Annotated in this window: 21 protein-coding genes; 13 read left to right on the plus strand and 8 right to left on the minus strand. The window is 64.1% G+C overall.

Features of this window, described 5'->3' with window-relative positions:
* Window positions 1-61 precede the first annotated feature (61 nt).
* From glpK to FAZ98_RS17390, 4 genes are all read right to left on the minus strand, one after another.
* Window positions 62-1,564, minus strand: coding sequence for a glycerol kinase GlpK (gene glpK, locus FAZ98_RS17375; RefSeq protein ID WP_158952543.1), 1,503 nt, complete (start codon window positions 1,562-1,564; stop codon window positions 62-64).
* A gap of 82 nt (window positions 1,565-1,646) precedes the next feature.
* Window positions 1,647-3,179: a glycerol-3-phosphate dehydrogenase gene (glpD, locus tag FAZ98_RS17380; RefSeq protein ID WP_158952544.1), complete on the minus strand. Its 1,533-nt coding sequence runs from the start codon at window positions 3,177-3,179 to the stop codon at window positions 1,647-1,649.
* Between the two features lie 253 nt (window positions 3,180-3,432).
* Window positions 3,433-4,212, minus strand: coding sequence for a DeoR/GlpR family DNA-binding transcription regulator (locus tag FAZ98_RS17385; protein ID WP_158952545.1), 780 nt, complete (start codon window positions 4,210-4,212; stop codon window positions 3,433-3,435).
* A gap of 162 nt (window positions 4,213-4,374) precedes the next feature.
* Window positions 4,375-6,660, minus strand: a complete 2,286-nt coding sequence (locus tag FAZ98_RS17390; RefSeq protein ID WP_158952546.1) for an NADP-dependent malic enzyme — start codon at window positions 6,658-6,660, stop codon at window positions 4,375-4,377.
* A gap of 190 nt (window positions 6,661-6,850) precedes the next feature.
* On the opposite strand from FAZ98_RS17390, the gene FAZ98_RS17395 reads away from it, so the two are divergent.
* Complete coding sequence (locus FAZ98_RS17395; protein ID WP_407672107.1) at window positions 6,851-7,765, plus strand: LysR family transcriptional regulator; 915 nt, start codon at window positions 6,851-6,853, stop codon at window positions 7,763-7,765.
* A gap of 154 nt (window positions 7,766-7,919) precedes the next feature.
* Here FAZ98_RS17395 and FAZ98_RS17400 read toward each other — a convergent pair whose 3' ends face one another.
* Entirely contained in the window at window positions 7,920-8,696 is a 777-nt protein-coding gene (locus FAZ98_RS17400) for a DinB family protein (RefSeq protein ID WP_158952548.1), read from the minus strand.
* A gap of 196 nt (window positions 8,697-8,892) precedes the next feature.
* On the opposite strand from FAZ98_RS17400, the gene FAZ98_RS17405 reads away from it, so the two are divergent.
* The gene (locus FAZ98_RS17405) at window positions 8,893-9,072 is read left to right on the plus strand and encodes a hypothetical protein (protein WP_158952549.1); all 180 of its coding nucleotides are present in this window, start codon (window positions 8,893-8,895) and stop codon (window positions 9,070-9,072) included.
* A 60-nt stretch (window positions 9,073-9,132) separates the two neighbouring features.
* On the opposite strand, the gene FAZ98_RS17410 is transcribed toward FAZ98_RS17405, so the two are convergent.
* Genes FAZ98_RS17410 through FAZ98_RS17420 form a run of 3 tightly spaced genes read right to left on the minus strand, consistent with a single transcriptional unit; the run spans window position 9,133 to window position 14,996 of the window.
* Window positions 9,133-10,617, minus strand: a complete 1,485-nt coding sequence (locus FAZ98_RS17410; RefSeq protein ID WP_158952550.1) for an efflux transporter outer membrane subunit — start codon at window positions 10,615-10,617, stop codon at window positions 9,133-9,135.
* A complete protein-coding gene (locus tag FAZ98_RS17415) occupies window positions 10,614-13,820 on the minus strand; it encodes an efflux RND transporter permease subunit (protein WP_158952551.1) in 3,207 nt (1,068 codons plus the stop codon). The genes FAZ98_RS17410 and FAZ98_RS17415 overlap by 4 nt, the downstream gene beginning before the upstream one ends.
* A 9-nt stretch (window positions 13,821-13,829) precedes the next feature.
* Window positions 13,830-14,996, minus strand: coding sequence for an efflux RND transporter periplasmic adaptor subunit (locus FAZ98_RS17420; protein WP_158952552.1), 1,167 nt, complete (start codon window positions 14,994-14,996; stop codon window positions 13,830-13,832).
* Window positions 14,997-15,212: 216 nt separating this feature from the next.
* On the opposite strand from FAZ98_RS17420, the gene FAZ98_RS17425 reads away from it, so the two are divergent.
* The 11 genes from FAZ98_RS17425 (at window position 15,213) to FAZ98_RS17475 (ending at window position 25,379) form a co-directional block, all read left to right on the plus strand.
* Window positions 15,213-15,830 carry a TetR/AcrR family transcriptional regulator gene (locus tag FAZ98_RS17425; RefSeq protein WP_158952553.1) on the plus strand — a complete coding sequence of 206 codons (618 nt, stop codon included), beginning with the start codon at window positions 15,213-15,215 and terminating at the stop codon, window positions 15,828-15,830.
* 221 nt (window positions 15,831-16,051) lie between these two features.
* Window positions 16,052-16,795, plus strand: a complete 744-nt coding sequence (locus FAZ98_RS17430; RefSeq protein WP_158952554.1) for an IclR family transcriptional regulator — start codon at window positions 16,052-16,054, stop codon at window positions 16,793-16,795.
* Window positions 16,796-16,851: 56 nt separating this feature from the next.
* Window positions 16,852-17,904: a cyclase family protein gene (locus tag FAZ98_RS17435; RefSeq protein ID WP_158952555.1), complete on the plus strand. Its 1,053-nt coding sequence runs from the start codon at window positions 16,852-16,854 to the stop codon at window positions 17,902-17,904.
* Window positions 17,905-17,946: 42 nt separating this feature from the next.
* Window positions 17,947-18,648 (plus strand): SDR family oxidoreductase, encoded by a 702-nt coding sequence (locus FAZ98_RS17440; RefSeq protein WP_158952556.1) that lies wholly within the window; start codon window positions 17,947-17,949, stop codon window positions 18,646-18,648.
* A gap of 2 nt (window positions 18,649-18,650) precedes the next feature.
* Window positions 18,651-19,628, plus strand: coding sequence for a 3-hydroxyacyl-CoA dehydrogenase (locus tag FAZ98_RS17445; protein WP_158952557.1), 978 nt, complete (start codon window positions 18,651-18,653; stop codon window positions 19,626-19,628).
* A 60-nt stretch (window positions 19,629-19,688) separates the two neighbouring features.
* Window positions 19,689-21,017: a short-chain fatty acid transporter gene (locus FAZ98_RS17450; protein ID WP_158952558.1), complete on the plus strand. Its 1,329-nt coding sequence runs from the start codon at window positions 19,689-19,691 to the stop codon at window positions 21,015-21,017.
* Between the two features lie 53 nt (window positions 21,018-21,070).
* Window positions 21,071-21,355, plus strand: coding sequence for a muconolactone Delta-isomerase (gene catC, locus FAZ98_RS17455; protein ID WP_158952559.1), 285 nt, complete (start codon window positions 21,071-21,073; stop codon window positions 21,353-21,355).
* Between the two features lie 11 nt (window positions 21,356-21,366).
* Window positions 21,367-21,663 carry a YciI family protein gene (locus FAZ98_RS17460; protein ID WP_158952560.1) on the plus strand — a complete coding sequence of 99 codons (297 nt, stop codon included), beginning with the start codon at window positions 21,367-21,369 and terminating at the stop codon, window positions 21,661-21,663.
* Window positions 21,664-21,866: 203 nt separating this feature from the next.
* Window positions 21,867-22,043, plus strand: a complete 177-nt coding sequence (locus FAZ98_RS17465) for a DUF1328 domain-containing protein (protein ID WP_158952561.1) — start codon at window positions 21,867-21,869, stop codon at window positions 22,041-22,043.
* Window positions 22,044-22,307: 264 nt separating this feature from the next.
* A complete protein-coding gene (locus FAZ98_RS17470; RefSeq protein ID WP_158952562.1) occupies window positions 22,308-23,480 on the plus strand; it encodes a porin in 1,173 nt (390 codons plus the stop codon).
* 213 nt (window positions 23,481-23,693) lie between these two features.
* The gene (locus FAZ98_RS17475) at window positions 23,694-25,379 is read left to right on the plus strand and encodes a purple acid phosphatase family protein (RefSeq protein ID WP_158952563.1); all 1,686 of its coding nucleotides are present in this window, start codon (window positions 23,694-23,696) and stop codon (window positions 25,377-25,379) included.
* Window positions 25,380-25,424: the final 45 nt, after the last annotated feature.

Raw genomic sequence — 25,424 nt, forward strand, 5'->3', positions numbered from 1 at the left:
GTTCGTTATGCCTGGTTAATACCGATTCTGCCGATCAAACGGGCAGCGCTTCCCGACACGCTCAGTGCGAATCGTCGGCCCAGGTTTTTGCCGCGCGCACCGCACGCTGCCAGCCCGCACGGCATGCGTCCACACGCGCCGACTCCATCGCGGGCGTGAAGCGCGCACCCAGCTTCCACTGGCTCTGCAGTTCATCCACGTTTTGCCAGTAGCCGGTGGCAAGGCCCGCCAGATAGGCCGCGCCCAGGGCCGTGGTTTCGGTGATCTTCGGACGCACCGCGTCCACGCCGAGCAGATCGGCCTGGAATTGCATGAGCAGATTGTTCGCGCTCGCGCCACCGTCCACGCGCAATTCGCCCACGCTGATTCCCGAGTCGGCTTCCATGGCGGCGAGCACGTCGAGCGACTGATACGCGATCGCGTCGAGCGCCGCGCGCGCGAGATGCGCCGAGGTCGTGCCGCGCGTCACGCCGAACAAGGTGCCGCGCGCGTGCGCGTTCCAGTGCGGCGCACCGAGGCCCGCGAAGGCCGGCACGAGATAGACGCCGTCGGTATGCGGCACGCTGGCAGCCAGCGCTTCGATCTCCGAAGCGGTCTTGATGATGCCGAGACCGTCGCGCAGCCACTGCACCACCGCACCCGCGATGAAGATGCTGCCTTCGAGCGCGTAATTGACCTCGTCGCCGATCTGCCACGCAATGGTCGTGACGAGATTGTTCTTCGACTCGATAGGCTTCGCGCCCGTGTTCATCATCAGGAAACAACCCGTGCCGTAGGTGTTCTTCACCATGCCCGAGTTCGTGCACATCTGGCCGAACAGCGCGGCCTGCTGATCGCCCGCGATGCCCGCGAGCGGAATCTTCGAGGCGAACACCGTGGTCTTGGTCGGACCATAGACCTCCGACGACGACCGCACTTCCGGCAGCATGCTGCGCGGGATTTCGAGCGCGTCGAGCAACTCGTCGTCCCACTCGCGCGTATGGATGTTGAACAGCATCGTACGCGACGCATTGGTCACGTCGGTGATATGCAGTTCGTGCTTCGTGAAGTTCCACACGAGCCAGCTATCCACCGTGCCGAAGGCGAGCTTGCCCTGGCGCGCTTTCTCGCGCGCGCCCGGCACGTTGTCGAGAATCCAGCGGATTTTCGTGGCGGAGAAGTACGAGTCGATCGGCAGGCCCGTTTTGGCGCGCACCTTTTCTTCGAGTCCGCGCGCCTTGAGCGTGTCGCAGAAGTCGGCGGTGCGGCGGTCTTGCCAGACGATCGCGTTATAGACGGGCTGCCCCGTTTCGCGGTCCCACACGATGGTGGTTTCGCGCTGGTTCGTAATGCCGATCGCGGCGATATTGGTGCCGTTCAGGCCCGCGCGCGTGACGGCTTCGGCGGCCACGCCCGCCTGCGTCGACCAGATTTCCTGCGGATTGTGCTCGACCCAGCCCGGTTGCGGATAAATCTGCTCGAACTCTTTTTGCGCGATGGAAACGATATTGCCTTCGCGGTCGAACAGCATGGCGCGGGAACTGGTCGTGCCCTGATCGAGCGCGAGAATGTACTTTTCCTGCATGTCTCTTATCTCCGTTGTACTCGTTGTGATTTCGCACGGCGCAGCTGGCGCCATGCTTAGGGATACGAATGAATTCGCGGATTCAATGCGACGCGGCTTCGCTCACGCAAGCCGTTGCAAACCAGCGGTCGATGGCCGCGCCGACTTCGGCGATCGTGCCGGGCTCGACGTGCAGACCGAGCTTCGAGCGGCGCCACAATACGTCTTCGGCGCGCGTGGCCCATTCGGCGTCGCGCAGGTAGCGCAACTCCGCTTCGTAGATGCCCGGAGCGACTTCTGTGCCGAGATCTGCGAGCGCCTGCGCCGGGCCGATCACTCGCTCCGCGCGTGTGCCATAAGCGCGCGCATAACGGCGCGTCAACGCGACGGGCAGCCAGGCGTGCCGCTTCGCGAATGCTTGCGCGAACGGTTCGAAACGCGCGTTCGCGATATCGCCGCCGGGCAGCGCTTCGTGCGCCGTCCAGGTGTTCGCCTCGTGCCCGAGTGCGCCGCACAGTAAGCCGGCGGCCTCTTCCGCGAGCTTGCGGAAGGTCGTGATCTTGCCGCCGAACACCGAGAGCAACGGCGCACCGGCCGTGTTGTCCAGTTCGAGCTTGTAGTCGCGCGTGACGGCGGACGCGTTCGCCGCGCCCTCTTCCTCGAGCAGCGGACGCACGCCCGAGTAAGTCCATTGCACGTCGGCGGGCGAGATATGGCGCTTGAAATAGCGGTTGATCGATTCGCAGAGGTAACGCGTTTCGTCGCCGTCGATCGACACCTTCGCGGGGTCGCTGCGATATTCCACGTCGGTCGTGCCGATCAGCGTGAAGTCGTGTTCGTACGGAATCGCGAAGATGATGCGCTTGTCCGGGTTCTGGAAGATGTACGCGTGATCGTGTTCGAACAGACGCTTCGTCACGATATGGCTGCCCTTCACGAGCCGCACGCTATGCCGCGCCTCGCGGCCGAGCGCGCCGTGCAGCACTTCGCCCACCCACGGTCCGGCCGCGTTCGCCACGGCGCGCGCGCGCACGTCGAACGTGCTGCCGTCGGCGCGACGCAGCAGCGCCTGCCATTCGCCGTTGTTACGCTGCGCCGAAACCAGCTTCGTGCGCGTGAGGATGGTCGCGCCACGCTCCTTCGCGTCGAGCGCATTGAGCACGACGAGGCGCGCGTCGTCCACCCAACCGTCCGAATACACGAAGCCGCGACGGATCGAGTCGATCAGCGGCGCGCCCGCCGCATGACGGCGCATGTCGATGCCGCGCGAACCAGGCAGCAGCTCGCGTTTAGCCAGATGATCGTAAAGGAACAAGCCCATGCGAATGAGCCACGCGGGCCGCAAGTTCGGCATGTGCGGCATCACGAAGCGCAACGGCCACATGATGTGCGGCGCCGCGCGCAGCAGCGTCTCGCGCTCTTGCAGCGCCTTGCGCACGAGGCCGAATTCCTTGTATTCGAGGTAACGCAGGCCGCCGTGAATCAGCTTCGTGCTTGCCGAAGACGTGTGCGACGCCAGATCGTCCTGCTCGCACAGCAGCACCGAAAGCCCGCGCCCGGCGGCGTCGCGCGCGATACCCGCGCCGTTGATGCCGCCGCCCACGACGAGCAGATCGTACCGGTTCTCTTGATTCACCCTGCTGGTTCCCAAAAAGAAAGCGAACGTCAAAATGTTCGAATTCGAAATTTATCGAACATTTTCGAAAAAGTAAAGACGACTATCGACGCGATAGCGTGGGAACTTTGGGCGCAAACGAAAATGGAGACAGATTAAATCGAAAAAAAACGAACGTCGCGCGACATTTCGTATCGGCAAAATGTCACCCGCGCCCGCACGGCGCCAGGTTTCGCAAAGGAAAAAGCGGTGGGATCAGGTGCAGAAAGGAAACTCAGGCCGCGATATGGACCTGCGTGCCGGCCGCCGCCACGGCTTCGTTCATGTCGGCCGGCAGCGGTTTGTCGGTGAAAAGCGCGTGGACCTGCTCCAGATGTCCTTGGCGCACAAGCGCCGGGCGGCCCACTTTCGAATGATCGGCGACCAGATACACCGTGCGCGCGTGCTCGATGATGGCTTGCGCCACCCGCACTTCGCGCGTGTCGAAGTCGCGCAGCGTGCCGTCGGTTTCGATCGCCGAGGTGCCGATGATCGCGTAATCCACCTTGAACTGGCGAATGAAGTCGATGGTGTGTTCCCCAACGATGCCCTTGTCCCACGGCCGCACGATGCCGCCGCTGATCATCACTTCGCAGTCGGGATAGCCGCTCATCAGGCTCGCGACATTGAGATTGTTGGTGACCACGCGCAAGCCGCGATGGCTGTGCAGCGCGCGCGCCACTTCCTCGGTCGTGGTGCCGAGATTGATGAAGAGCGAGGCCTGATCGGGGATGTGCTGCGCGGCGAGCGCCGCGATGCGCCGCTTCTCGTCATGGAACATCTGTTGACGCGCGCTGTACGAGACGTTTTCCGAGCTCGTGGGCAGACTCGCGCCGCCGTGATAACGGCGCAGCAGATTCATGTCGGCGAGCCAGTTGACGTCGCGGCGGATGGTCTGCGGCGTCACGTCGAAGTGCGAGGCGAGATCGTCGACCGTGACGAAACCGTCGCGCTGCACCCATTCGAGCAACTCCTGCTGGCGCGCGTTCAGGTTCAGGCGGGGATCTCGGCTCATGGGGCGTTCGGGCGACGAATGAAAACGGAGCCTATTGTAAGGGGTTTGGTCGCGCAAACCGGGTCGTTGCGCATGCAACCAGCCGCGCCACCCTTCGCGCCAATAAAAAAGCGCGACGGCCGTTGGAGGCCATCGCGCTCTTTAACTCAGGCGGAAACCCGCTTAGTCGCGATTCGCCTGCAACACCGTCAACGCTGCCATGTTGATGATGCGTCGCACGGTCGAGCTGGACGTGAGCACGTTCACCGGCGCATTCACGCCGAGCAGGAACGGTCCCACCGCCACGTTGCTGCCCGCACCCGTCTTGAGCAGGTTGTAGGCGATGTTGCCCGAGTCCACGTTCGGGCACACGAGCAGATTGGCCGCGCCCTTGAGCTTCGAATGCGGCAGAATACGCTGGCGCAGCGCTTCGTCGAGCGCGACGTCGCCGTGCATCTCACCGTCGATTTCCAGATCGGGATTCTGCTCGGTCACGAGCTTGAGCACTTCGCGCATTTTCGAGCCCGACGCCGAACTGCCCGAACCGAAGTTCGAACGCGACAGCAGCGCGACCTTGGGCGCGAGATTGAGCCATTCCATCTGACGTGCGGCCGCCAGCGTGAATTCGGCGATCTGCTCGGCGCTCGGGTTATCGTTCACGTGCGTGTCGACGATCGCGACCGTGCGCTTGTCGAGCAGCAGGATGTTCATCGCCGCGTACGTCTTCGCGTTGCGGCTCATGCCGATCGCTTCGTCGACGAAACGCAGGTGGTCGTGATACGCGCCCACCGTGCCACAGACCATGCCGTCCGCGTCGCCGAGACGCACCATCATCGCGCCGATCAGCGTGAGACGGCGGCGCATTTCCACGCGCGCCATTTCCTTGGAAATGCCGTCGCGGCAACGCAGTTCCCAGTACGTCGTCCAGTATTGATGGAATCGTTCGTCGTACTCGGGATTCGTGACTTCCACGTCTTCACCGAGCTTCAGGCGCAGGCCGAACTTCTCGATGCGGGCGAGCAGCACTTCGGGACGGCCGATCAGGATCGGACGCGCGAGTTTCTCGTCGACGATCACCTGCACCGCGCGCAGCACGCGCTCTTCCTCGCCTTCGGCGAACACGATGCGCGACTTGCCGCCGTCACGCACGAACTGCTTCGCGGCCGCGAAAATCGGCTTCATGAATGCGCCCGAGTGATACACGAACTGTTGCAACTCGTTCGTGTACGCACCGAAGTCGTCGATAGGACGCGTGGCCACGCCGTCTTCCATCGCGGCCTTCGCCACCGCCGGCGCGATACGCACGATCAGGCGCGAGTCGAACGGCTTCGGAATCAGGTACTTCGGGCCGAAGCGCAGGTCATACGCACCGTACGCCGCCGCGACCGAGTCGTTCAGTTCTTCTTCGGCCAGCTTGGCGATCGCATGCACGGCCGCGATTTCCATGTTGCGCGTGATGGTCGTCGCGCCCACGTCGAGCGCGCCGCGGAAGATGTACGGGAAGCACAGGACGTTGTTGACCTGGTTCGGGAAGTCCGAGCGGCCCGTGGCGAGCACGGCGTCCGGGCGCACTTCGAGCGCGGCTTCCGGGAAAATTTCCGGCGTGGGGTTCGCGAGCGCGAGGATCAACGGGCTGGCCGCCATCTTCGTGACCATTTCGGGCTTGAGCACGCCGCCCGCCGAAAGGCCGAGGAACACGTCGGCGCCTTCGATGACTTCGCTGAGCGAGCGCGCGGACGTGTCCTGCGCGAAGCGCTCCTTGTCCGGGTCCATCAGCGTCTTGCGGCCTTGATAGACCACGCCGTCGATGTCCGTCACCCAGATGTTCTTGAGCGGCAGGCCCAGATCGACCATCAGGTCCAGACACGCGAGCGCGGCGGCGCCGGCGCCCGAGGTCACCACCTTGACCTGCGTGATGTCCTTGCCGACCACCTTGAGGCCGTTCAGGAACGCCGCCGAAACGGTGATCGCGGTGCCGTGCTGGTCGTCGTGGAAGACCGGAATCTTCATGCGGTCGCGCAGCTTGCGCTCGACCGTGAAGCAGTCCGGCGCCTTGATGTCTTCCAGATTGATGCCGCCGAAGGTCGCTTCGAGGCTGGCGATGATGTCCACCAGCTTGTCCGGATCGCTTTCCGTGACTTCGATGTCGAACACGTCGATGCCCGCGAACTTCTTGAACAGGACCGCCTTGCCTTCCATGACCGGCTTCGACGCGAGCGCGCCGATATTGCCGAGACCGAGCACCGCCGTACCGTTCGTGATCACGCCGACCAGATTGCCGCGTGCCGTGTAACGGAACGAATTGCGCGGATCGGCCACGATCTCCTCGCAGGCCACCGCCACGCCCGGCGTATAGGCGAGCGCGAGGTCGCGCTGGGTCACGAGCGGCTTGCTGGCCGTCACGGAAATCTTGCCCGGGGTGGGAAACTCGTGATATTCGAGGGCGGCCTGGCGATCGGTCTGGTTCATGTTCCTCACTCTGATGATGAGCCCGGCGCGCGTCGAAGGCGGCCGGTGCGTTGGAATGAGGGGATTCTAGAGAGCCGTCATAAGGCGGCCATTTTGCTTTAGTATGGGGCCATTATCGTTTGGTTATGCCCCCGGTATCGTGTCATTCAGTTCCGAAGAAGTGACGAGGCGCCTGAATACGCGCCTGAAAATGCGTCATCTGGTGCTGCTGTTGCAGATTCGCCAGCACGGCTCGCTCACGCGCGTGGCCGAACACATGGCGACGAGCCAGCCCGCCGTCACCAACGCGCTCGCCGAGGTCGAAAGCATGTTCGGCGCGCCGCTCTTCGACCGCTCCCCGCGCGGCATGACGCCCACGGCGCTCGGCAACGTCGTGCTGGCGCGGGCGCAGGCCATGCTGCACGACCTCGATCACCTCGCCCGCGACATCGAGGCCGTGGTGGCCGGTCACGCCACGCGGCTGCACGTGGGGGTGATTCCGTTTATTTCGGGGCGCACGCTCGCCTCGGCCATTCGTCTTACGCAATCGCGGCTGCCGCAGCGCATCACCATGACGATTCACGAAGGCACCAGTGACACACTGCTGCCACAATTGCGCGACCACACGCTCGACATCGTGATCGGGCGCGCTTCGGCGGCCGTCGACGTGGCGCAGTTACGCTTTGAAGTGCTGCACCAGCAGAAACCGCGGCTCATCGCGAGCCGCCGTCTCGCGGCCCGCCTCGCGCGCACGAAGCTGAGCTGGGAAAAGCTCGTGGAACTGGACTGGATTCTGGGCGCGCCCAATACGCCGGTACGCGAACAGATTTCCGATCTGTTCCTGCAAGCGGGCGTGGCGCCGCCCGTGCCCATCGTGGAAAGCTATACGGCACGGCTGATCGGCGAAATGATCGTGGCCAACGACAACGCCGTGTCCATCGTCCCCGCCGATATCGCCGAGGAACTCGTGCATTTCGCGGGCGTGGCGATCGTGCCGTATACGCTCGACTGGACCCTGCCGCCCGTGGCGATGTTCACGCGCGCGGGCGTGCTGCGCGACCTGGACGCCACGTTCGGGCAATCGCTGCGCGAGCTGTATCAGGAAACGGAAAGCGCGCGCGGTTAAAGAGCGGTTGAAAAGCGGTTAAAGGGCGTTTAAAACGTGGTTCAAATCACGTAAAGCACGCGACTTAAATTCACTTAAAAGTCGATAAAGCTCGCTTAAATCCTGGTTAAGTCCCGCTTAAAGTCTGCTTAGGCCCATCCACTACAGCCCACAATCATTTCAATTCGCTTTCGAGCTCTTCGAGTTCCAGCGCGTGCGTGCGGTCGTGATCGAGCAATTCGCGCACGAGTTCTTCCAGCGTCATGCGCCGCACGCCGTCCCTCACGCCGCAGCGCGCGAGTTGTTCGGGCGCGAGCTTCCTGAGCGACGCGCACATTTTCCGGCGACCTTCCGCAAAGCCCTGCGACGCCTCGGCCAGATCCTGGCGCAGGTACCCGCGCGCCTCGGCAATGGCCGTACCGTCGACGGAGGCCAGCGCGGGCAGCGTGGCGCGGCGCACCGCGTTGAACCGCTCGGCAAAAACCGCGTCGAGATCGCGCAAATGACACGCATGTTCGAGCAACGAAAAGCCCGTGCCCTGCGGGCGGCGCGCCCATGACTTCTTCGGCACGCGCTCGACCAACGCGGCGAAACGCGCGGGCATCGCGCCGAGCGCGTCGATGACTTCGTCGAACGAGAGCGCCACCGGCCGCGCGCTGAATACCGCGCCGTAACTGAACAGCGCCCCGCTCACGCGCCCGCGCGCCTGCGCGACTTCATGACCATGGCGGCGCATGACGTCCGCCACCAGCGCGCCGCAATACTGGCGCGCCGTGGTGTCCTGTTCGATCTCCGGAAACCTGAGCGCGATTTCCTCCGCCACGGCGGCAATGGCCGCCACGCCCACGCGCGACAGCACCGCGTATTCCGCGTAACGGCCCGGCGCCTCGATGAGCGCCTCCAGCTGAGTGGCGAGCGGCGTGGCCTTGAAGCGGTCGAAGCGGGAATGCATGGCGTCTCTCTTACGGTCGATTTTGTAACGTATCAAAATGATACGTTATTTGCGAGCCGAGAGACAAGCGCTCGCGCACGTCGCCGCAACCGGACGTTACCAGTCGTCACACTATGGAACATTTTCCTGCGAGACGCGTTGCTACACTGCCTGAAGACCGTTTCCGGCTATTCATGTCTTCAAAGGAGTATCGACGATGAGATATACCGTTCTGGCGCTGGCCGCCGTGCTCGTCACGAGTTTGTCGGGCTGTTTCTTCCCGCCGCCGCACGATCACGGCGGTTACGACCATGGCGGCGGCTACGACCATCGCGATGAAGGTCGCGGCCCGGATGGCGGCGGTCCTGGCGGCCCGCCGCCGCCCCCGCGTTACTGATACGCGAAGCGGCTAACGCTGAGTTTCGCTTATTGACTCAGCCACTAACGGCCCGGTACATCACCGGGCCGTTAGCGTTTCATGGCCCGCTGCATCTTGCGCCGCGTGACTTGCTTCCGACCAGCCGCCGCCCAGCACCTTGTAGAGCGTGACCTGATTCGAGAGCTTCGCCAGTTGATCGGTCACGAGCTGCTCTTGCGCCGTATAGAGCGTGCGTTGCGCCGTGAGCAGCGTGAGAAAACTATCGGTGCCGGTCTGGTAGCGCGCCTGCGCGAGATCGTAATAGTCTTGCGCCGAAGTCACGTAGTCGTGGTCGGCCTGAACCTGATCCACGTAGGTCGCACGGCCCGCGAGCGCATTCGCCACTTCCTTGAAGGCGGTCTGAATCGCTTTTTCGTAATCGGCCACGTCAATATCCTTTTCGATCTTCGCAACATCGAGCGATGCCTTGTTGCTGCCGTAATCGAAGATCGGCATGGTGATCGAAGGCGCGAAGGTCCACGCGCCCGTGCCCGCCTTGAAGAGCTGCGAGAGACTCGTGCTCGCCGTGCCCGCCGTGGCCGTCAACTCGATCTTGGGAAAGAACGCCGCGCGCGCCGCGCCGATATTCGCGTTCGCCCCCTTTAGCGTGTGCTCGGCCTCGATGATGTCCGGGCGCCGCGCGAGCAGATCCGACGGCACGCCCGCGTCGACCTCGGCGAACATGGAATCGCTGTCGAGCAGCGTGGGGCCTTCGCCGAGATCGTCGGGCAACGGACACCCGATTTCAGCGCTCAGATTGTTGCGATCCTGCGCGACGGCCCGCGTGTACGACGCCACGCTCGCGCGTGCGCTGGCGAGCGAGGTCTGCGCTTCGCGCACGTCCTGCAACGACGAACTGCCGATCTTCATCATGCTGACCGTGAGATCGTAGGTGCTTTGATTCGCCTTGGCCGTGTCGGTGGAGATTTTCAGCAATGCCTCGTCGGAGAGCAGTTGCAGGTAGTCGGTCGCAACGTCGGCCACGAGCGTCAGCTGCGTGCTGGTGCGCGAGGCTTGCGTCGACAGATAGTTCTCCAGCGCCTGTTGCTTCAGGCTGCGCAAGCGCCCGAAAAAGTCGATCTCCCACGAGGTGGTGCCCACCGAAACACTGCTCGAACGGCTGACCACGCCGCTGCTGCGCGTGTTCGTGAGTGAACCGCCCGCGTCGACGGTCGGCGCCAGGGCCGCGCGCGTAATGCGGTACTGCGCTTCGTATTCGGCCACCTGCAAAGCCGCCACACGCAGGTCGCGATTGTTGTCGAGCGCGAGCGCGATCAGCTTTTGCAGGCGCGCATCCTTGAAGAAGTCGCGCCAGCCGATATCGGCCGCGAACGGCGCAGCGCCGGAGGGCGATGCCGACGAAGCCGGTTGCGCGGCGCTCGCGCCCGTCGAAGCGCGCGTCTGGTAAGCGTCGCCCGCAGGCCACGCGGCGGAAACCGGCGCGGCCGGGCGTTGATACGCGGGATCGAGCGAGCATGCGCTCAGCGCCACCGCACAGAGCACCGATAAAAGCTTCCGTTTCATTCCTGTTCCTTTGCGAGCTGCGCGGCATCGCCATGTTCCTTGAACAGCCTGCGTACGACGATGAAGAACACGGGCACGAAGAAGATGGCGAGCGCCGTCGCCGCGATCATGCCGCCCGCGACACCGGTGCCGATCGCGCGACGCGCGGCCGAGCCCGCGCCGCTGCTGATCACGAGCGGGAACACGCCGAACACGAACGCCAGCGACGTCATGAGAATCGGCCGCAAGCGTTGATGCGCCGCTTCGAGCGTGGCTTCCACGAGCCCGCGCCCTTGCGCCTGCAAATCCTTGGCGAATTCGACGATCAGGATCGCGTTCTTGGTCGCGAGTCCGATAGTCGTGAGCAGCCCGACCTTGAAGTACACGTCGTTCGAAAGGCCGCGCATATGAGCGCCCAGCAGCGCGCCCAGCACGCCAATGGGCACCACGAGAATCACCGCGATCGGCACCGACCAGCTTTCGTACAGACCCGCCAGGCAGAGAAACACCACGATCAGCGAAATGGCGTACAGGTAGGTGGCCTGCGAACCCGCGAGCACTTCCTGATACGACTGCCCGGTCCACTCGATGCCGAAGCCCGCGGGCAACTGCTTCGCAATGGCTTCGACAGCCGCCATTGCCTGGCCTGTGCTCACGCCCGCGGCGGGTTGCGCGCTCATTTCCATCGCGAGTTCGCGGTTGTAGCGCTCGATCTGAGGCGGCCCGAAGGTCCAGCGCGTTTTCGCGAACGCGGAGAACGGCACCATCTGGCCGTCGTAGTTCGACGTGGTCGTGGTGCTCGAAGCGCTTGTCGATGTCGATGACGAAGAACTCGAGGACGACGAACTAGTCGACGAAGAATCGCTGCGCACGTACCACTGCCCGATGTCGTTCGGCATCATGCGATAAGGCGCGTCGGCCTGCACGTACACCTTCTGGATGCGCCCCGTGTCGATGTAATTGTTCACGTAGGACGAGCCGAACGCGGTGGACAGCGTGGCGTCGACATCGGCAATCGAAAGGCCGAGCGCGCTCGCTTTCTCGCGATCGATGTCCACATAGAGCTGCGGCGTGTCTTCGAGACCGGCGGCGCGCGTCATGGCGAGCGAGGGATTTTTCGCGGCCAGCGCCATGAACTGATTGCGCGCCTTCAACAGCTTGTCGTGCCCCTGGCCCGCGCGATCCTCGATCTCGAAGTCGAGGCCGCTCTGCGTGCCGAGGCCGTGAATCGCCGGCTCGTTCATCACGAAGATCTGCGCGTCGCGACTGCCCATGAATGCGGCGTTCGCCCGATCGATCACGGCCTGCGCACTGTCGTTCGAGCCACGTTGGCTCCAGTCCTTCAATTGCACGAACGCGAGCGCGTTGTTTTGCCCTTGCCCGTTGAAGCTGAACCCGTTCACGGCCATCACGTGCGAAACGGCAGGCTGCTTGAGGAAATACTGTTCGACGGCGGCCACGGTCTTGAGGGTTGTCGACGAAGGCGTGCCCACCGGCGCCGAGATCGACACCATGATCGACCCCTGGTCTTCTTCCGGCAGATACGACGAAGGCAGCGTCACATACAGAATGCCGACCACACCCGCGATGAGCCCATAGCCCAGCATCCAGCGCAAGGGCTTCGCGACCACGCCCGCGAGCGAGGCGCTATAGCGCGCATTGCTCTTCGAGAAGAAGCGGTTGAACGCGCCCAGCAAGCCGCGGCGTTCTTCGTGCGCCACGGCGGCTGGATTCAGCAGGCTCGCGCACAGCGCGGGCGTGAGCGTCATGGCGAGAATGACCGAGAGCACCATCGCCGAAACAATGGTGACCGAGAACTGCCGATAAATCGCGCCGGTCGAGCCGGAGAAGAACGCCATCGGAATGAACACGGCGGTCAGCACCGTGGTCACACCAACGAGCGCGCCGGTGATCTGCCTCATCGCCATCTTCGTGGCCGCCTTGGCGTCGAGCTTTTCCTCGGCCATGATGCGCTCGACGTTTTCCACCACGACGATGGCATCGTCCACGAGCAGGCCGATCGCCAGCACCATCGCGAACATCGAAAGCACGTTGATCGAAAAGCCGATCGCCGACATCACGCCGAGCGTGCCGAGCAGCGCGACCGGCACGACGATGGTCGGAATCAGCGTCGCGCGCAGGTTCTGCAGGAACAGATACATCACGAGGAACACGAGAACGACCGCTTCGAACAGCGTCTTCATGACCTCTTCAATGGAAATCTTCACGAACGGCGTGGAGTCGTACGGGTACGCGATGGCTACGTCCTTTGGCAATTGCGGCTGCAATTCCACGAGCTTCGCGCGCACCGCTTTCGCCACTGCCATCGCGTTCGCGCCCGTCGAGAGCTTGACCGCCAGCGCCGAGGCCGGACGGCCGTCGAGTCGCGAGGACGTGTCGTACGAATCGCCGCCCACTTCAATGCGCGCCACGTCCTTGAGCAGGACCTTGGAGCCGTCCGTATTCACGCGCAGCAGAATGTCGCCGAACTGTTCCGGCGTGGTCAGCAGGCTCGACGAGGAAATGGTCGCGTTGATCGCCTGGGAGTCCGTAGCAGGAGCGCCACCCAGTTCGCCCACCGAAAGCTGCACGTTCTGGTTGGTGACCGCCGTGGTCACGTCGGACGCGGTCAAGCCCACGCTGCGCAGTTTCACGGGATCGAGCCAGATGCGCATGGCGTGCTGCGCGCCGAACAGCGTGACGTCGCCCACGCCGTTGATCTGCGTGAGCGGATCTTCGAGTTGCGTGGCGATGAGGTTGCCGAGGTCGATGGAGTTGAGCGTACCGCCCGGCGAAGAAAGCGCGACGATCATGAGGAAGTCGCTCGACGCTTTCGCGACCTGCACGCCTTGCTCCTGCACCGTTTCGGGCAGCGAGGCGCTCGCCTGCGTCACCTTGTTCTGCACCTGCACCTGCGCGATGTCCGGGTTCGTGCCCGGCTTGAAGGTCAGGTTGATGGTGGCCTGCCCCGCGCCGCTGCTCGTGGACGACATGTACAGCAGATTGTCGATGCCCGAGAGCTTTTGCTCGATCACCTGCGTGACGGTTTTGGCCACCGTGTCGGCGGAGGCGCCGGGATAGGTTGCCGTGACCTGCACCGAAGGCGGCGCAATGGTCGGATATTGCTCGATCGGCAGCGTCGTGGTCGCCGCGCCGCCAATCAGCATGATGACGATGGCGATGACCCACGCGAGGATCGGGCGCTGAATGAAGAAACCAGCCATGCGGACTCCTTACGACTTCGCAGCCGTGGCTGCCGCGGGCGCCGAGGCGGCCGAATCCGCGGCCACGTGCACGGCCACGCCCGCCTGCACCTTCTGCAAGCCGTTGACGATCACGCGGTCGCCCGCCTTCAGCCCGCTCGTGACGATCCACTGGTCGCCATACGCGTTGTCCGCGCGCACGGCAACCTGCTTCGCGTGACTGCTGTCGTCCACGACCCAGACGTTCGCGCTGCCGTCGGAGGCGCGCGTGACCGCGAGTTGCGGGACCAGCAAGGCGTCCGTGCTTTCGCCTTCGTCGAGTTGCGCGCGCACGAACATGCCCGGCAGTAGTTCGCCATCGGGATTCGGGAAGATCATGCGCAGTGTGACCGAGCCCGTGGTCGCATCGACCGTGATGCCGGAGAACTGCAACACACCCGCGTGCGCGTAGGTCGTGCCGTCCTCCATTACGATCTGCACGGCCGCGCCGTTGCCCGCGCGCTTGAGCCGGCCCGAGGCGAACGCCTTGCGCAGGCGCAGCCAGTCGGCGCTCGAACGCGTGACGTCGAGATACATCTCGTCGTAGGCGTGAATGGTCGCGAGCGCCGTAGTCTGGTCCGAGGTCACGAGCGCGCCCTCGGTCACCGAGGACGCGCCGATACGGCCCGAGATGGGCGCGACGATGCGCGTGTAACCGAGATTGATACGTGCCGATTCCAGCGAGGCGCGATCGGCGATCACGTCCGCTTCGTCTTCGCGCACGGCCGCGATCGCGTCGTCGTTGTCCTGCGCGCTCACGGCGTTGATCTTGACGAGCTGAGCGTAGCGGTCGGCTTTCGTCTTCGCGGAAGCGAGCGTGGCTACAGCCTTCGCGAGCGTGCCGCGCGCCTGGTCATAGGTGGCCTGGTAGGTCGCCGGATCGATCTGGTACAGCACCTGGCCAGCCTTTACGTCCGAGCCTTCCACGAAAAGCCGCTTCTGCACGATACCGCCGATCTGCGGCCGCACGTCCGAGACCTTCAGCGACGACAAACGCCCGGACAATTCCGCCGTCATCACGACGTGCTTCGGCGCCATGGTCTGCACACCCACGTCCACGCTCTGGGCCGCCGGCATCTGGGCGTCGTGTTTCTGGCAACCCGCGACGAACAGCGCGGTCGAACCCAGCAGCGCCGCCATCAGGCGCCTGCGATGCATTGCATTGCCGGACCGAAGCCGTTGCGGCACGGCATTCGCGGAATGCCGTGCGTTGAATTGATCCACAAGACTCATGTTTGCGCTCACGCATAACTAAACTGAACGGTATGGTTTATAATTAAACGTAAGCTGAATGTCAATCGAATCGGCCGCCCAGCCACGTTACGAATGTTTCAGTGCGTGACCGCTGAAACAAAGTGCCAGCAAGGAGACCTCGTGAGAAAAAAGACGGAAGAGAAGCGCCAATCCATCATCGAAGCCGCGCTCGACGTGTTTCGGGAAGTGGGTTTCGAGCAGGCGTCCATGACGCAGATCGCCACGCGCTCGGGCGCGTCGAAGGCAACGCTCTATGGCTATTTCGAATCGAAAGAAGCGCTCTTCGCCGAGGCCATGACGAGCCGCGCGGGCACCGAGATCCGCAACGCGTTCGATCAGCTGACGCTCGACGTTCCGCTCGCCCAGTCGCTGGCCGCATTCGGGCTGCAATACCTCACCGCCGTGCTGCAGCCCACGTTTCTCGCCACGCGGCGTTTGTCGTATCACGAAGTGGACCGGTCGAATGTCGGCCGCACCTTGTACGAAAGCGGGCCGAAGCGCGGCCTGATGCATGTGCGCGATTTCCTCGCGGGCGCCACCGAGGCGGGGGTGCTGCGGCGCTGCGATCCGCGCGCCGCGGCCCAGCATCTGCTAGCGCTGCTCGAAGCCGAACTGGTGGAGATCGCGATGCTGGGATACGAGGTGAAGGTCACGCGCGCGAAACTGCTGCCCGTGGTCAAGCGCGCAGTGGACGCGTTCGTCGCGGCTTATGGCGCGTTAGATTCCGAAAGGGGCTGAGTTCCGCCTTCGCTCGCCGGGCGCCCATGCACGAGTCCGCCGGACTCGCCTGCCTTCCTGTTCGTTGCCGCGTTCCCGTTTCCAATGCGAAAAGGGGGCGCGGTCGCGCCTTTCCGATCGGAAAAAGAGAAAACACGCTAAATCGGGCACGATCGCCGCTCGTTAGGTGTTTACCCGTAACCATATTGTCAGCTGGTTATCGATATGTCGATAATACTCTCATGGATGTGAAAACCGCAGTGCGCGTGTTCGACGTGATCAACCTCTTTGCCGAAGTGCGGCAGCCGATGATCTACAGCGAGATCGCGCGACGAACCGAGATCCCGCTATCGAGCTGCCACGCGTTGTTGCAGACGATGGTGGCCAAGGGCTATCTGTACGCGCCGGGCGTGAAGGCGGGCTATTACCCCACCCAGCGCCTGCTGCACGTCGCGCGCGACATTTGCAGCGAGGATCCGCTCACGCTCACGTTTCAGCCGCTGCTCTCCGCGCTGCGCGACGCCACCGGCGAAACCGCCGCGTTGGCCACGCTCGCGGGCAACCGCGTCGTCTACCTCGAAGTGATGGAGTCGCGCCAGAAGATCCGTTACAGCGACGAACCGGGCGGCTTCATGACCATCGCGAGCGCCGCGGGCAAGGCCTTGCTCGGCGCGCTCGCTCCGGCCGCGCGCCGCAAACTGCTCGACACCTGCGCGCCGCAACTGGTCGCCAGCGACGGCTCGGTCATCGACCGCGCGGCGTTCGAGCGCGAGGTCGAGCAAGGCGTGGTGGAAGGCTGGCATCGCTCGACAGGCGAAAGCGTCGAAGACGTAGCGGGTCTCTCGCGCGGTTTTCTGATTCACGGCGAAGCGTTCGCGCTCGTCATCGGCGCGCCCAAGGCGCGTCTGCTCAAGAACGAGCCGCAAGCCGCGAAGGCGCTGCTCGAGGTGTACGCGCAAATTCCGCCTTCGCTGCTCGCCGCCTGATAAAGCGGAGCGGGCACGAAGACGATCGCGGCCAACGCCGTGGGGAGACAAGCAGCATGCGATGGAAAAACCGGCCGCAAGGCTCGAACTGGGGCGATTTCGGCCCCGACGATCAACTGGGCCGCCCCAACCTCATCGGCGCGGAACAGGTGCTCAAGGGCGCGCAGGAAATTCGCGCGGGCCTCACGTTTACGCTCTCGCTGCCGCTCGATTTTCCCGGCGACAGCAAGCTCAACGTGCGTCGTCATCCGCCCGTGCTGCGCCCGACGTTTCGCGACGGCCTGCCCTATGTGAACTTCCCGTTCGCGCGCAACGAAGCGGGCGCCACCGACGTGGTGAGCGACGACCAGGTACTGCTCTCGCTGCAATATTCGACGCAATGGGATTCGCTCGCGCACGTGGGCGCGCGTTTCGATGCCAATGGCGACGGCGCGGCCGAAAGCGTCTACTACAACGGTTATCGCGCGAACGACGACATCGTCGGCCCCATGACGTATGCCGCCGAAGACAACTTCGCGCCGCATGCCTGCGGCGGCGAACACAGCCACGCGAACGTGCTCGGCATCGAGAATCTCGCGGTGAAAGGCATGCAGGGGCGCGGCGTGTTGATCGACTTCGCCGCGCATTTCGGCCGCGAATTCCGCACGCTCGGCTATGACGACCTCATGCGCGTGATGGAAGCCGACCAGATCGAAGTGGAGCGCGGCGACATGCTCGTGCTGCGCACCGGCTTTGCCGAAATGGTGCTCGAGATGAACCGTCAGCCCGACGAAGCGGTGTTGTCGAGCCATTGCGGCGCACTCGACGGCCGCGACGAACGCCTGCTGCAATGGATCACGGATTCGGGCATTGCCGCGCTGGCCGCCGACAACTACGCGGTCGAACGCTATCCCGCGCGCGCACCGGCCACGCCGGGCGAGCATCCGCTCATGCCGCTGCATCACCACTGTCTGTTCAAGCTGGGCCTGCCGCTCGGCGAACTGTGGTATCTGCGCGATCTCGCGCGGTGGCTGCGCGAACACGGTCGCTCGCGCTTCATGCTGACCGCACCACCGCTGCGGCTGCCGGGCGCGATGGGCTCGCCGGTCACGCCGGTGGCTACGGTCTGAGGCCGTTCGTCGTTTTCTTCTATTTCATCTGCATTCCTGAACATGGCTAAAGAACGAGTCCTGATCACCGGCGGCGCCGCCGGCATCGGTGCGGCATGCGCCGCGCGCTGCGAAGCGGACGGCTACGAAGCCGTCGTCATCGACCGCGTGGGCACCGGCATCATCGCCGATCTCTCGGACACCGAAGCAACGGCGGCGGCGCTTGCGCGTGCGCTCGAAGGCGGCCCGATCACGCGCCTCGTCAACAACGTGGGGGTAGTCGTACCCGCCAGCGCCGAACAGCAGACGCTCGAAGAACTCGAGCGCGCGTGGGCGCTCAACGTGCGCTGCTCACAGCAATGCATGCAGGCGCTATTGCCGGGCATGAAGGCGGCAGGCTTCGGCCGCATCGTCAACATGTCGTCGCGCGCGGCGCTCGGCAAGGAATTGCGCACGGCGTATTCGGCCACCAAGGCCGCGCTGATCGGCATGACGCGCGTGTGGGCACTCGAACTGGGCGCGTTCGGCGTGACCGCGAACGCCATCGGCCCGGGCCCGATCCGCACGGAACTGTTCGATCGCGCGAACCCGCCGGACGCGCCGCGCACGCAAGCCATCATCGACGCGGTGCCGGTCAAGCGCGTGGGCACGCCCGACGACGTCGCGCACGCCGTGTCGTATCTGCTCGACGCCCGCAGCGGCTTCGTCACGGGCCAGGTGCTGTATGTGTGCGGCGGCATGACGGTCGGCGTGGCCGGAGTCTGACGATGACGACGCACGCAATGCACGAAGCGCACGCAGCGCGCACGGCGGGCATCGTCGGCGCGGGCAGTATCGGCGTGGCGTTCGCGATCTGCTTCGCACGCGCGGGCTGGCGCGTTCGCCTCTACGACCCCGACGCGGCACGCCGCGCGGCCGCGCCCGCCGAAATCGCGCAGCGTCTCGCCGATCTCGCGCGCTTCGATCTGCTCGACGAAACCGCAGCGGATCTCGCCGCGCGTGTCGAAATGGTCGAATCGCTCGAAGCCGCCGCCGCCAACGCCGACCTCGTGCAGGAATGCGCGCCGGAACGCGCCGAACTCAAGCGCGATCTCTTCGCGCAGCTCGATCGCGCCGCGCCGCGTGACGCGATTCTCGCGAGTGCGTCCTCGTTTCTCGCCGCGTCGAAATTTGTCGACGCAACCCTGCCCGGCCGCGCCCGCTGCCTCGTTGCGCATCCCGGCAATCCGCCCTATCTCGTGCCCGTGATCGAGGTCGTGCCCGCGCCATTCACGGCTGAAGCCGCCACGGTACGCGCGATCGCGCTGTACGGCGAAGCGGGCCTCAAGCCCGTGCGCGTGAAGCATGAAGTGGAAGGCTTCATCTTCAACCGCCTGCAAGGGGCGGTGCTGCGCGAAGCGTATTGCCTCGTGCGCGACGGCATTGCATCGGTCGAGGACATCGACACGGTCATGCGCGAAGGACTCGGCCCGCGCTGGTCCGTGATCGGCCCGTTCGAAACCGTCGACCTGAACACGCGCGGCGGCATTGGCTCGCATGCGCAGAAGATGGGCCCGTCGTACGAACGCATGGGCGCCGAGCGCGGCCAGCACGATCCGTGGACGCCCGAACTCGTCGCGCAAGTGGAAGCCGCGCGACGTCACGCATTGCCGCTCGAACATTGGGATGCCCGCGTGAACTGGCGCGATCGCCAGCTCATGCAACTCGCGCGCCACCGCAAACGCTTTATCCGCGACGACTCATAAGCGCCGCACGCGCGAACGAGACCTCATAACTACTAGATTACGATTCGAAGAGACATTGCCATGCAGAAAGTCACCGCTTTCTTTACCGAACTGATGCGCCGGTATTTACCCGATCCTTTCGTGTTTGCGATCGGCCTCACGCTGCTCACGATGGTGCTTGCCGTGCTCGTGCAGGGCCAGGCCATCACCGCGCTCACCACGAGCTGGGGCAAGGGCTTTTGGGCGCTGCTCGCGTTCACCACGCAAATGGCGGTGATTCTCGCGATGGGCTACGTGCTCGCCACCGCGCCGCTCACCGACCGCTTTCTCGACCGGCTCGTCGCGCGCGTGAACGATCCGCGCATGGCCATCATCGTTGCCACGCTGGTGGGCGGCGTCGGCAGCTGGCTCAACTGGGGCTTCGGTCTCGTGGTGGGCGGCATCGTCGCGCGCAAGCTGGCCATGCGCGTGAAAGGCGTGCATTACCCGCTCATCATCGCTTCCGCTTACAGCGGCTTCACGCTGTATGGCCTCGGCCTCTCCGCGAGCATTCCGGTTCTGATCTCCACCAAGGGCCATCCGCTCGAAGCGCAAATGGGCGTGATCCCGCTCTCGGACACGATCTTTTCGCCGACCATGCTCATCACGAGTCTCGTGACGATCGTCACGCTGCCGCTGCTCAATGCGTGGCTGCATCCGAAGGCGGGGCAGCCCGTGAAGGAAATCGACCGCAACTTCGAGGAGCGCCCGAAGGCTTCCGCATTGCACGTGGATCTCGACGAAGGCAGCACGCTCGCCAATCGACTGAACAACAGCCGCATTCTCAGCTATGTGATCGGCCTGATCGGCATGGGCTACGTGGCATTGCACTTCGTGCAAGGCGGCTCGATCGACCTGAACCTCATCAACTTCTTCATTCTGTTTCTCGGCATCCTGCTGCTCGGCACGCCTATTCGTTATGTGGAGAAACTCAACGAAGGCATTCGCACGATCAGCGGCATCATTCTGCAATACCCGTTCTATGCCGGCATCATGGCGATCATGGCGTCTTCGGGTCTGGTGACGACGTTTTCCGAAGCGTTCACGAAGATCGCCACGCCCGGCACGCTGCCGTTCTGGGGTTTGATCAGCTCGTTCGTCATCAACTTCTTCGCGCCTTCGGGCGGCGGCCACTGGGTCATTCAAGGCCCGTTCATGATCGAAGCCGCGAAGGCCATTGGCGCGAACGTGGGTCACACGTCCACGGCCGTGATGCTCGGCAACGCCTGGAACGATCTCGTACAGCCGTTCTGGATTCTGCCCGCGCTCGCGCTTTCGAAGCTCAAGCTCAAGGACATCATGGGCTACACGGTCATCATGATGTTCTGGATCGGCATCGTGTACTCGGTGGCGATTCTCGCCTGGGGCTAAGCGGCCTGGCGACTCAGTGGTTTCGATCGATTCAGTTCTTACGGAGAGTTTTCATGCTGTATCTCGTGCACATGCAGGTGCAGATTCCGCACGGCACCGACGCCGCCCACGCCGACGCCCTCAAGGCCGAAGAAAAGGCGTTCTCGCAACAGTTGCAACGAGAAGGCAAATGGCGGCACCTGTGGCGCGTGGCGGGCGAATACGCGAACTACAGCGTGTTCGACGTGGAGTCGAACGACGAACTCCACGCTCTGCTTGCCGCGCTGCCGCTCTTTCCGTTCATGAAGATCAGTGTGACGCCGCTGGCGCAGCATCCGTCCGCCATTGCCGCCAATTGACCGGACACGTCATGCCCTTTCTCATCGAAACGTTCGACAAACCCGGCCATGCCGACGTGCGCCTGCGCGAACGCGACGTGCATCTCGCGTTTCTCGCGCAGCACAAAGCCCTGCTGCTCGCGTGCGGCGCGAAGCTCAACGACGACGGCAGCAATGCGGGCGGCGGCATCTATATCGTCGATCTGGAAACGCGCGAGCAGGCCGAACAGTTCATTGCGCAAGACCCGTACACGCACGCCAACCTGTTTGCCGAGGTAAAGATCGTGCGCTGGCGTAAAGCCTATGTGGATGGGGTTTGCCACCTCTGAGCGAGCCGGCCCGGCCGCTCGAGCGAACCTGCCCTCAGTGGCGCCGCTTCCTTGTGCGGCGCCGGTTTGGCCCGCCGCGACCCTCCACGCGCCGGGCCATTTTTCGGTGCGCCCCGCCTCGGGCACACCGCTTGCTCATCCCTCCCTCGACGTCAAACCAACAGCCGGCGCAGCCCGCCGGCAACGCGAGGAGGAAATCCATCATGCTCAAAATGGCTCTGTTGTTCGCCGTGATCGCCGTGGTCGCGGCATTGTTCGGCTTCACCGGCATTGCCGCCGGCGCTGCCGCCATCGCCAAGACGCTGTTCTTCATTTTCGTGGTGCTTTGCATCGTGTTCCTCGTGATCGGCGTGGTGGTCACGAAGAAAATAGTCGACTAGCGTAGCGGCTTTCCGCACGCTTTCCGATGCTGCCTGCCCCGAGGGCGGCCGTCGCGTTCATTCGCACGGCCGCCCTCTTTCATGAAATAGACGCGTCGCGAATCTAAACGAAGTTTCATATAACTGCCCTATTTCGACACGGCTGCGTCACCGCCTTTTTCTACATTCTCGGTTCCGCCACACCTACCGGATCGACTTGAATCGGATTCCTGAATAACGAGTCCATTCACGCAGTGGTCGATTCACTTTCCCTACGGAATCGAAATGAAAAAAGCGTTGTTGAATCTTCTCGCGCTCGCCGCGGCCGCTGCCTCGATGACGGCGCATGCGCAAAGCAGCGTGACGCTCTACGGCACCGTCGACGCGGGCATCGATTACATCAGCAACCAGAAGTCGTCGGCGGGACACGGCACCACGTGGGCCGCGCAGTCGGGCAACGTGAGCACGAGCCGCTGGGGCCTGCGCGGCACCGAAGATCTCGGCGGCGGCCTGAAAGCCATTTTCGACCTCGAAAACGGCTTTTCCGTCGTCAACGGCAAGGGCTCGAACGGTGGCTATCTGTTCGGCCGGCAAGCCTGGGTCGGTCTGTCGAGCGATCAATACGGCACGCTCACGCTCGGTCGCCAGTACGATGCGCTCGTCGACATGATCGCGCCGATGTCGGCTACGGGCTCGGGCTTCGGCGGCAATATCGCCGACCACCCCTTCGACAACGACAACCTCAACAACGACGTGCGCATGAACAACGCCGTCAAGTTCCGCAGCGCGACCTACGAAGGCTTCCAGGTGGAAGGCGCCTACGCGTTCAGCAACGAAGGCGGCGGCTTCTCGCAGAACAACGCGTACACGTTCGGCGCCTCGTGGGCCGGCGGCCCGTTCAACGCGGCCGTGGCGTACTTCCAGGGCAACCAGCCTGGCTCGACCACGAGCGGCGCCTTGAGTGCGGGCACCAGCACCGACAACGATCCGATGTTCGTGGGCGCGCGCACGCGCACGCTCGGCGCGGGCGGCAGCTACACGATGGGCCCGGCGAAGGTCGGCCTCGTGTTCACGCGCACGATGATCGCCTCGCCCACGGAGATCGCGCAGGGCGGCTCGCTCAACACGTTCAACGCCAACTACCTGACGTTCAATAACTTCGAAGTGAACGGCCGCTACAACCTCACGCCGCAGTTCAGCCTGGGCGGCGCGTACACGTACACGGACGGTTCGCTGAGCCGCGCCGCCGGCAATGCCTCGCCGCACTGGAACCAGTTCATGCTGCAAGCCGACTACGCGCTGAGCCGCCGTACCGACCTCTACCTCGAAGGCACGTATCAGCGCGTTTCGGGCGCGAACGGCATCGCGGTGCTCGGCAATGCGTCGATCTACAACCTCGCTGCTTCGTCGAGCAACACGCAGGCCGTGGTCGCGGCCGGCATGCGCATGAAGTTCTGATTCATGCATAACGGGTCGCGCGCAATGCGCGGCCCGCTTTCGATTGCATTCGCGGCGCATTCCATTCGTCAGTCGTTTGCAATGTCATCGCGGGGTCATGCAAGCGCGCCATCGTTGCGCCTACACTCACTCTGCGACGCTTGCGCCCCGCGCATCAAGTCAGTCATGCAGTGCGGTTCGCGCACGCTTCGTCCCCTTCTCGCGAGACGAGCGATGACGAAAAAAGATACCCCCGAGAACACCGTTGAATCCGCCGCCAACGTCACGCGCCGCGGCTTTCTGAAACTCGCTGGCGCTTCGGGTTTCGCGAGCGCCGCCGGCGCCTTTTCCGGCGGTGCGAAAGCCGATGCCGCGACGCCCGACGGCACGCCCGAGCAAATCCATATCACGTGGGGCGAAGACCCGGCCAGCGAAGTGATCGTTTCGTGGGCCTCGCTCGCGGCATCGACGAATCCGCGCGTGACGTATAGTGCCGATCGCGGCAAGCGCGAAACCGTCCACGCCGTGCAACGCACCTACACCGACGGCCTCACGGGCGTGGTCGTGTTCTCATACCACGCGCGTCTGCGCGATCTGCACTCCGCCACGACTTACCGTTACGAAGTCACCGCCGACAACGACAGCCGCGCGGGCGGCCCGTTCGCCTCGACCTTCACGACGGCGCCGCGCGGCCACGTGCCGTTCCGCTTCACGAGCTACGGCGATCTCGCCACGCCCAACACGAACTGGGTGCTCTCGTCGCCGCAAAGCCGCTTTGCCGTGGAGGCAGTCGAGCGATTCCAGCCGCTCTTTCACCTGCTCAACGGCGACCTCTGCTACGCCAACCTGAACCCCACGCACCAGACCGACGTGTGGCGCGACTTCGCGAACAACGCGCAGACCTCGGCCTCGAACCGCCCGTGGATGCCGTGCCCTGGCAATCACGAAATCGAGTTCTACAACGGGCCGCAAGGGCTCGATTCGTATCTCTCGCGCTATACGCTGCCCGATAACGGGACGCGCTTTCCTGGCCGCTGGTACGCCTTCCGCGTGGGCAACGTGCAGTTCGTTTCGCTCGACGCCGACGACGTGATCTATCAGGACGCGGCGGCTTTCGTGGCCGGTCCGGCTCCGCTCGTGCCCGTCGCGAGCACGGGCAATGCGTCGATCGCACCCGGCACCTCGTTCTACGTGCGCGGCTATAGCAACGGCGAGCAAACGCGCTGGCTCGAGCGCACGCTGCAACACGCCTCGCACGACGACAGCATCGACTGGATCATCGTGCAGATGCACCAAATCGCGCTGAGTTCGTCGAAAACGGGCAATGGTTCCGATAAGGGCATACGCGAGGCGTGGCTGCCGCTGTTCGATCGCTACGGCGTCGACCTCGTGGTGTGTGGCCACGATCACGACTACGAGCGCAGCTATCCCGTGCGCGGATGCAATCACCACGCGGGTACCGACGCGAAAACGGGCACGCCTGTGGATACGCTGCAACCGCGCCCCGTCACGCATGCGCAAGGCACGGGCAACACGTTCGACACGAGCCACGGCACGATCCATCTGGTTCTCGGTGGCGGCGGCACGAGTGCGCCGCTCGACGTGTACGGCGTGGATATCGGCAACGGCAATCCGCAAGCGCAGATCTTCACGAAGCCGAATCGCCCGGTGGCGGGCACGACGGCGGGCACCTTCGTGCGTCCGACCGCCGATGCGCTCGAAGACGCGATCTGGTCCGCACAACGCGACACGGGCACGGGTTACGGCATCGCCGTGTTCGACGTGGACCCGGGCACGCACGGCGGCAAAACGACGATCACGATGAACTACTATCACGCGCCGGGCGCGGATCAAACGCCAACGGGCAATTACGAGTTGTTTGAGACGATCACGCTGGAGAAGGGACGCGGGCGGCCGTAAAGTCCGGCGTGCGGCCGCAGCATGTTCTGCCGCGGCCGCACGCTG

It is taken from the genome of Paraburkholderia acidisoli, assembly GCF_009789675.1.
GTDB classification, from domain to species: domain Bacteria; phylum Pseudomonadota; class Gammaproteobacteria; order Burkholderiales; family Burkholderiaceae; genus Paraburkholderia; species Paraburkholderia acidisoli.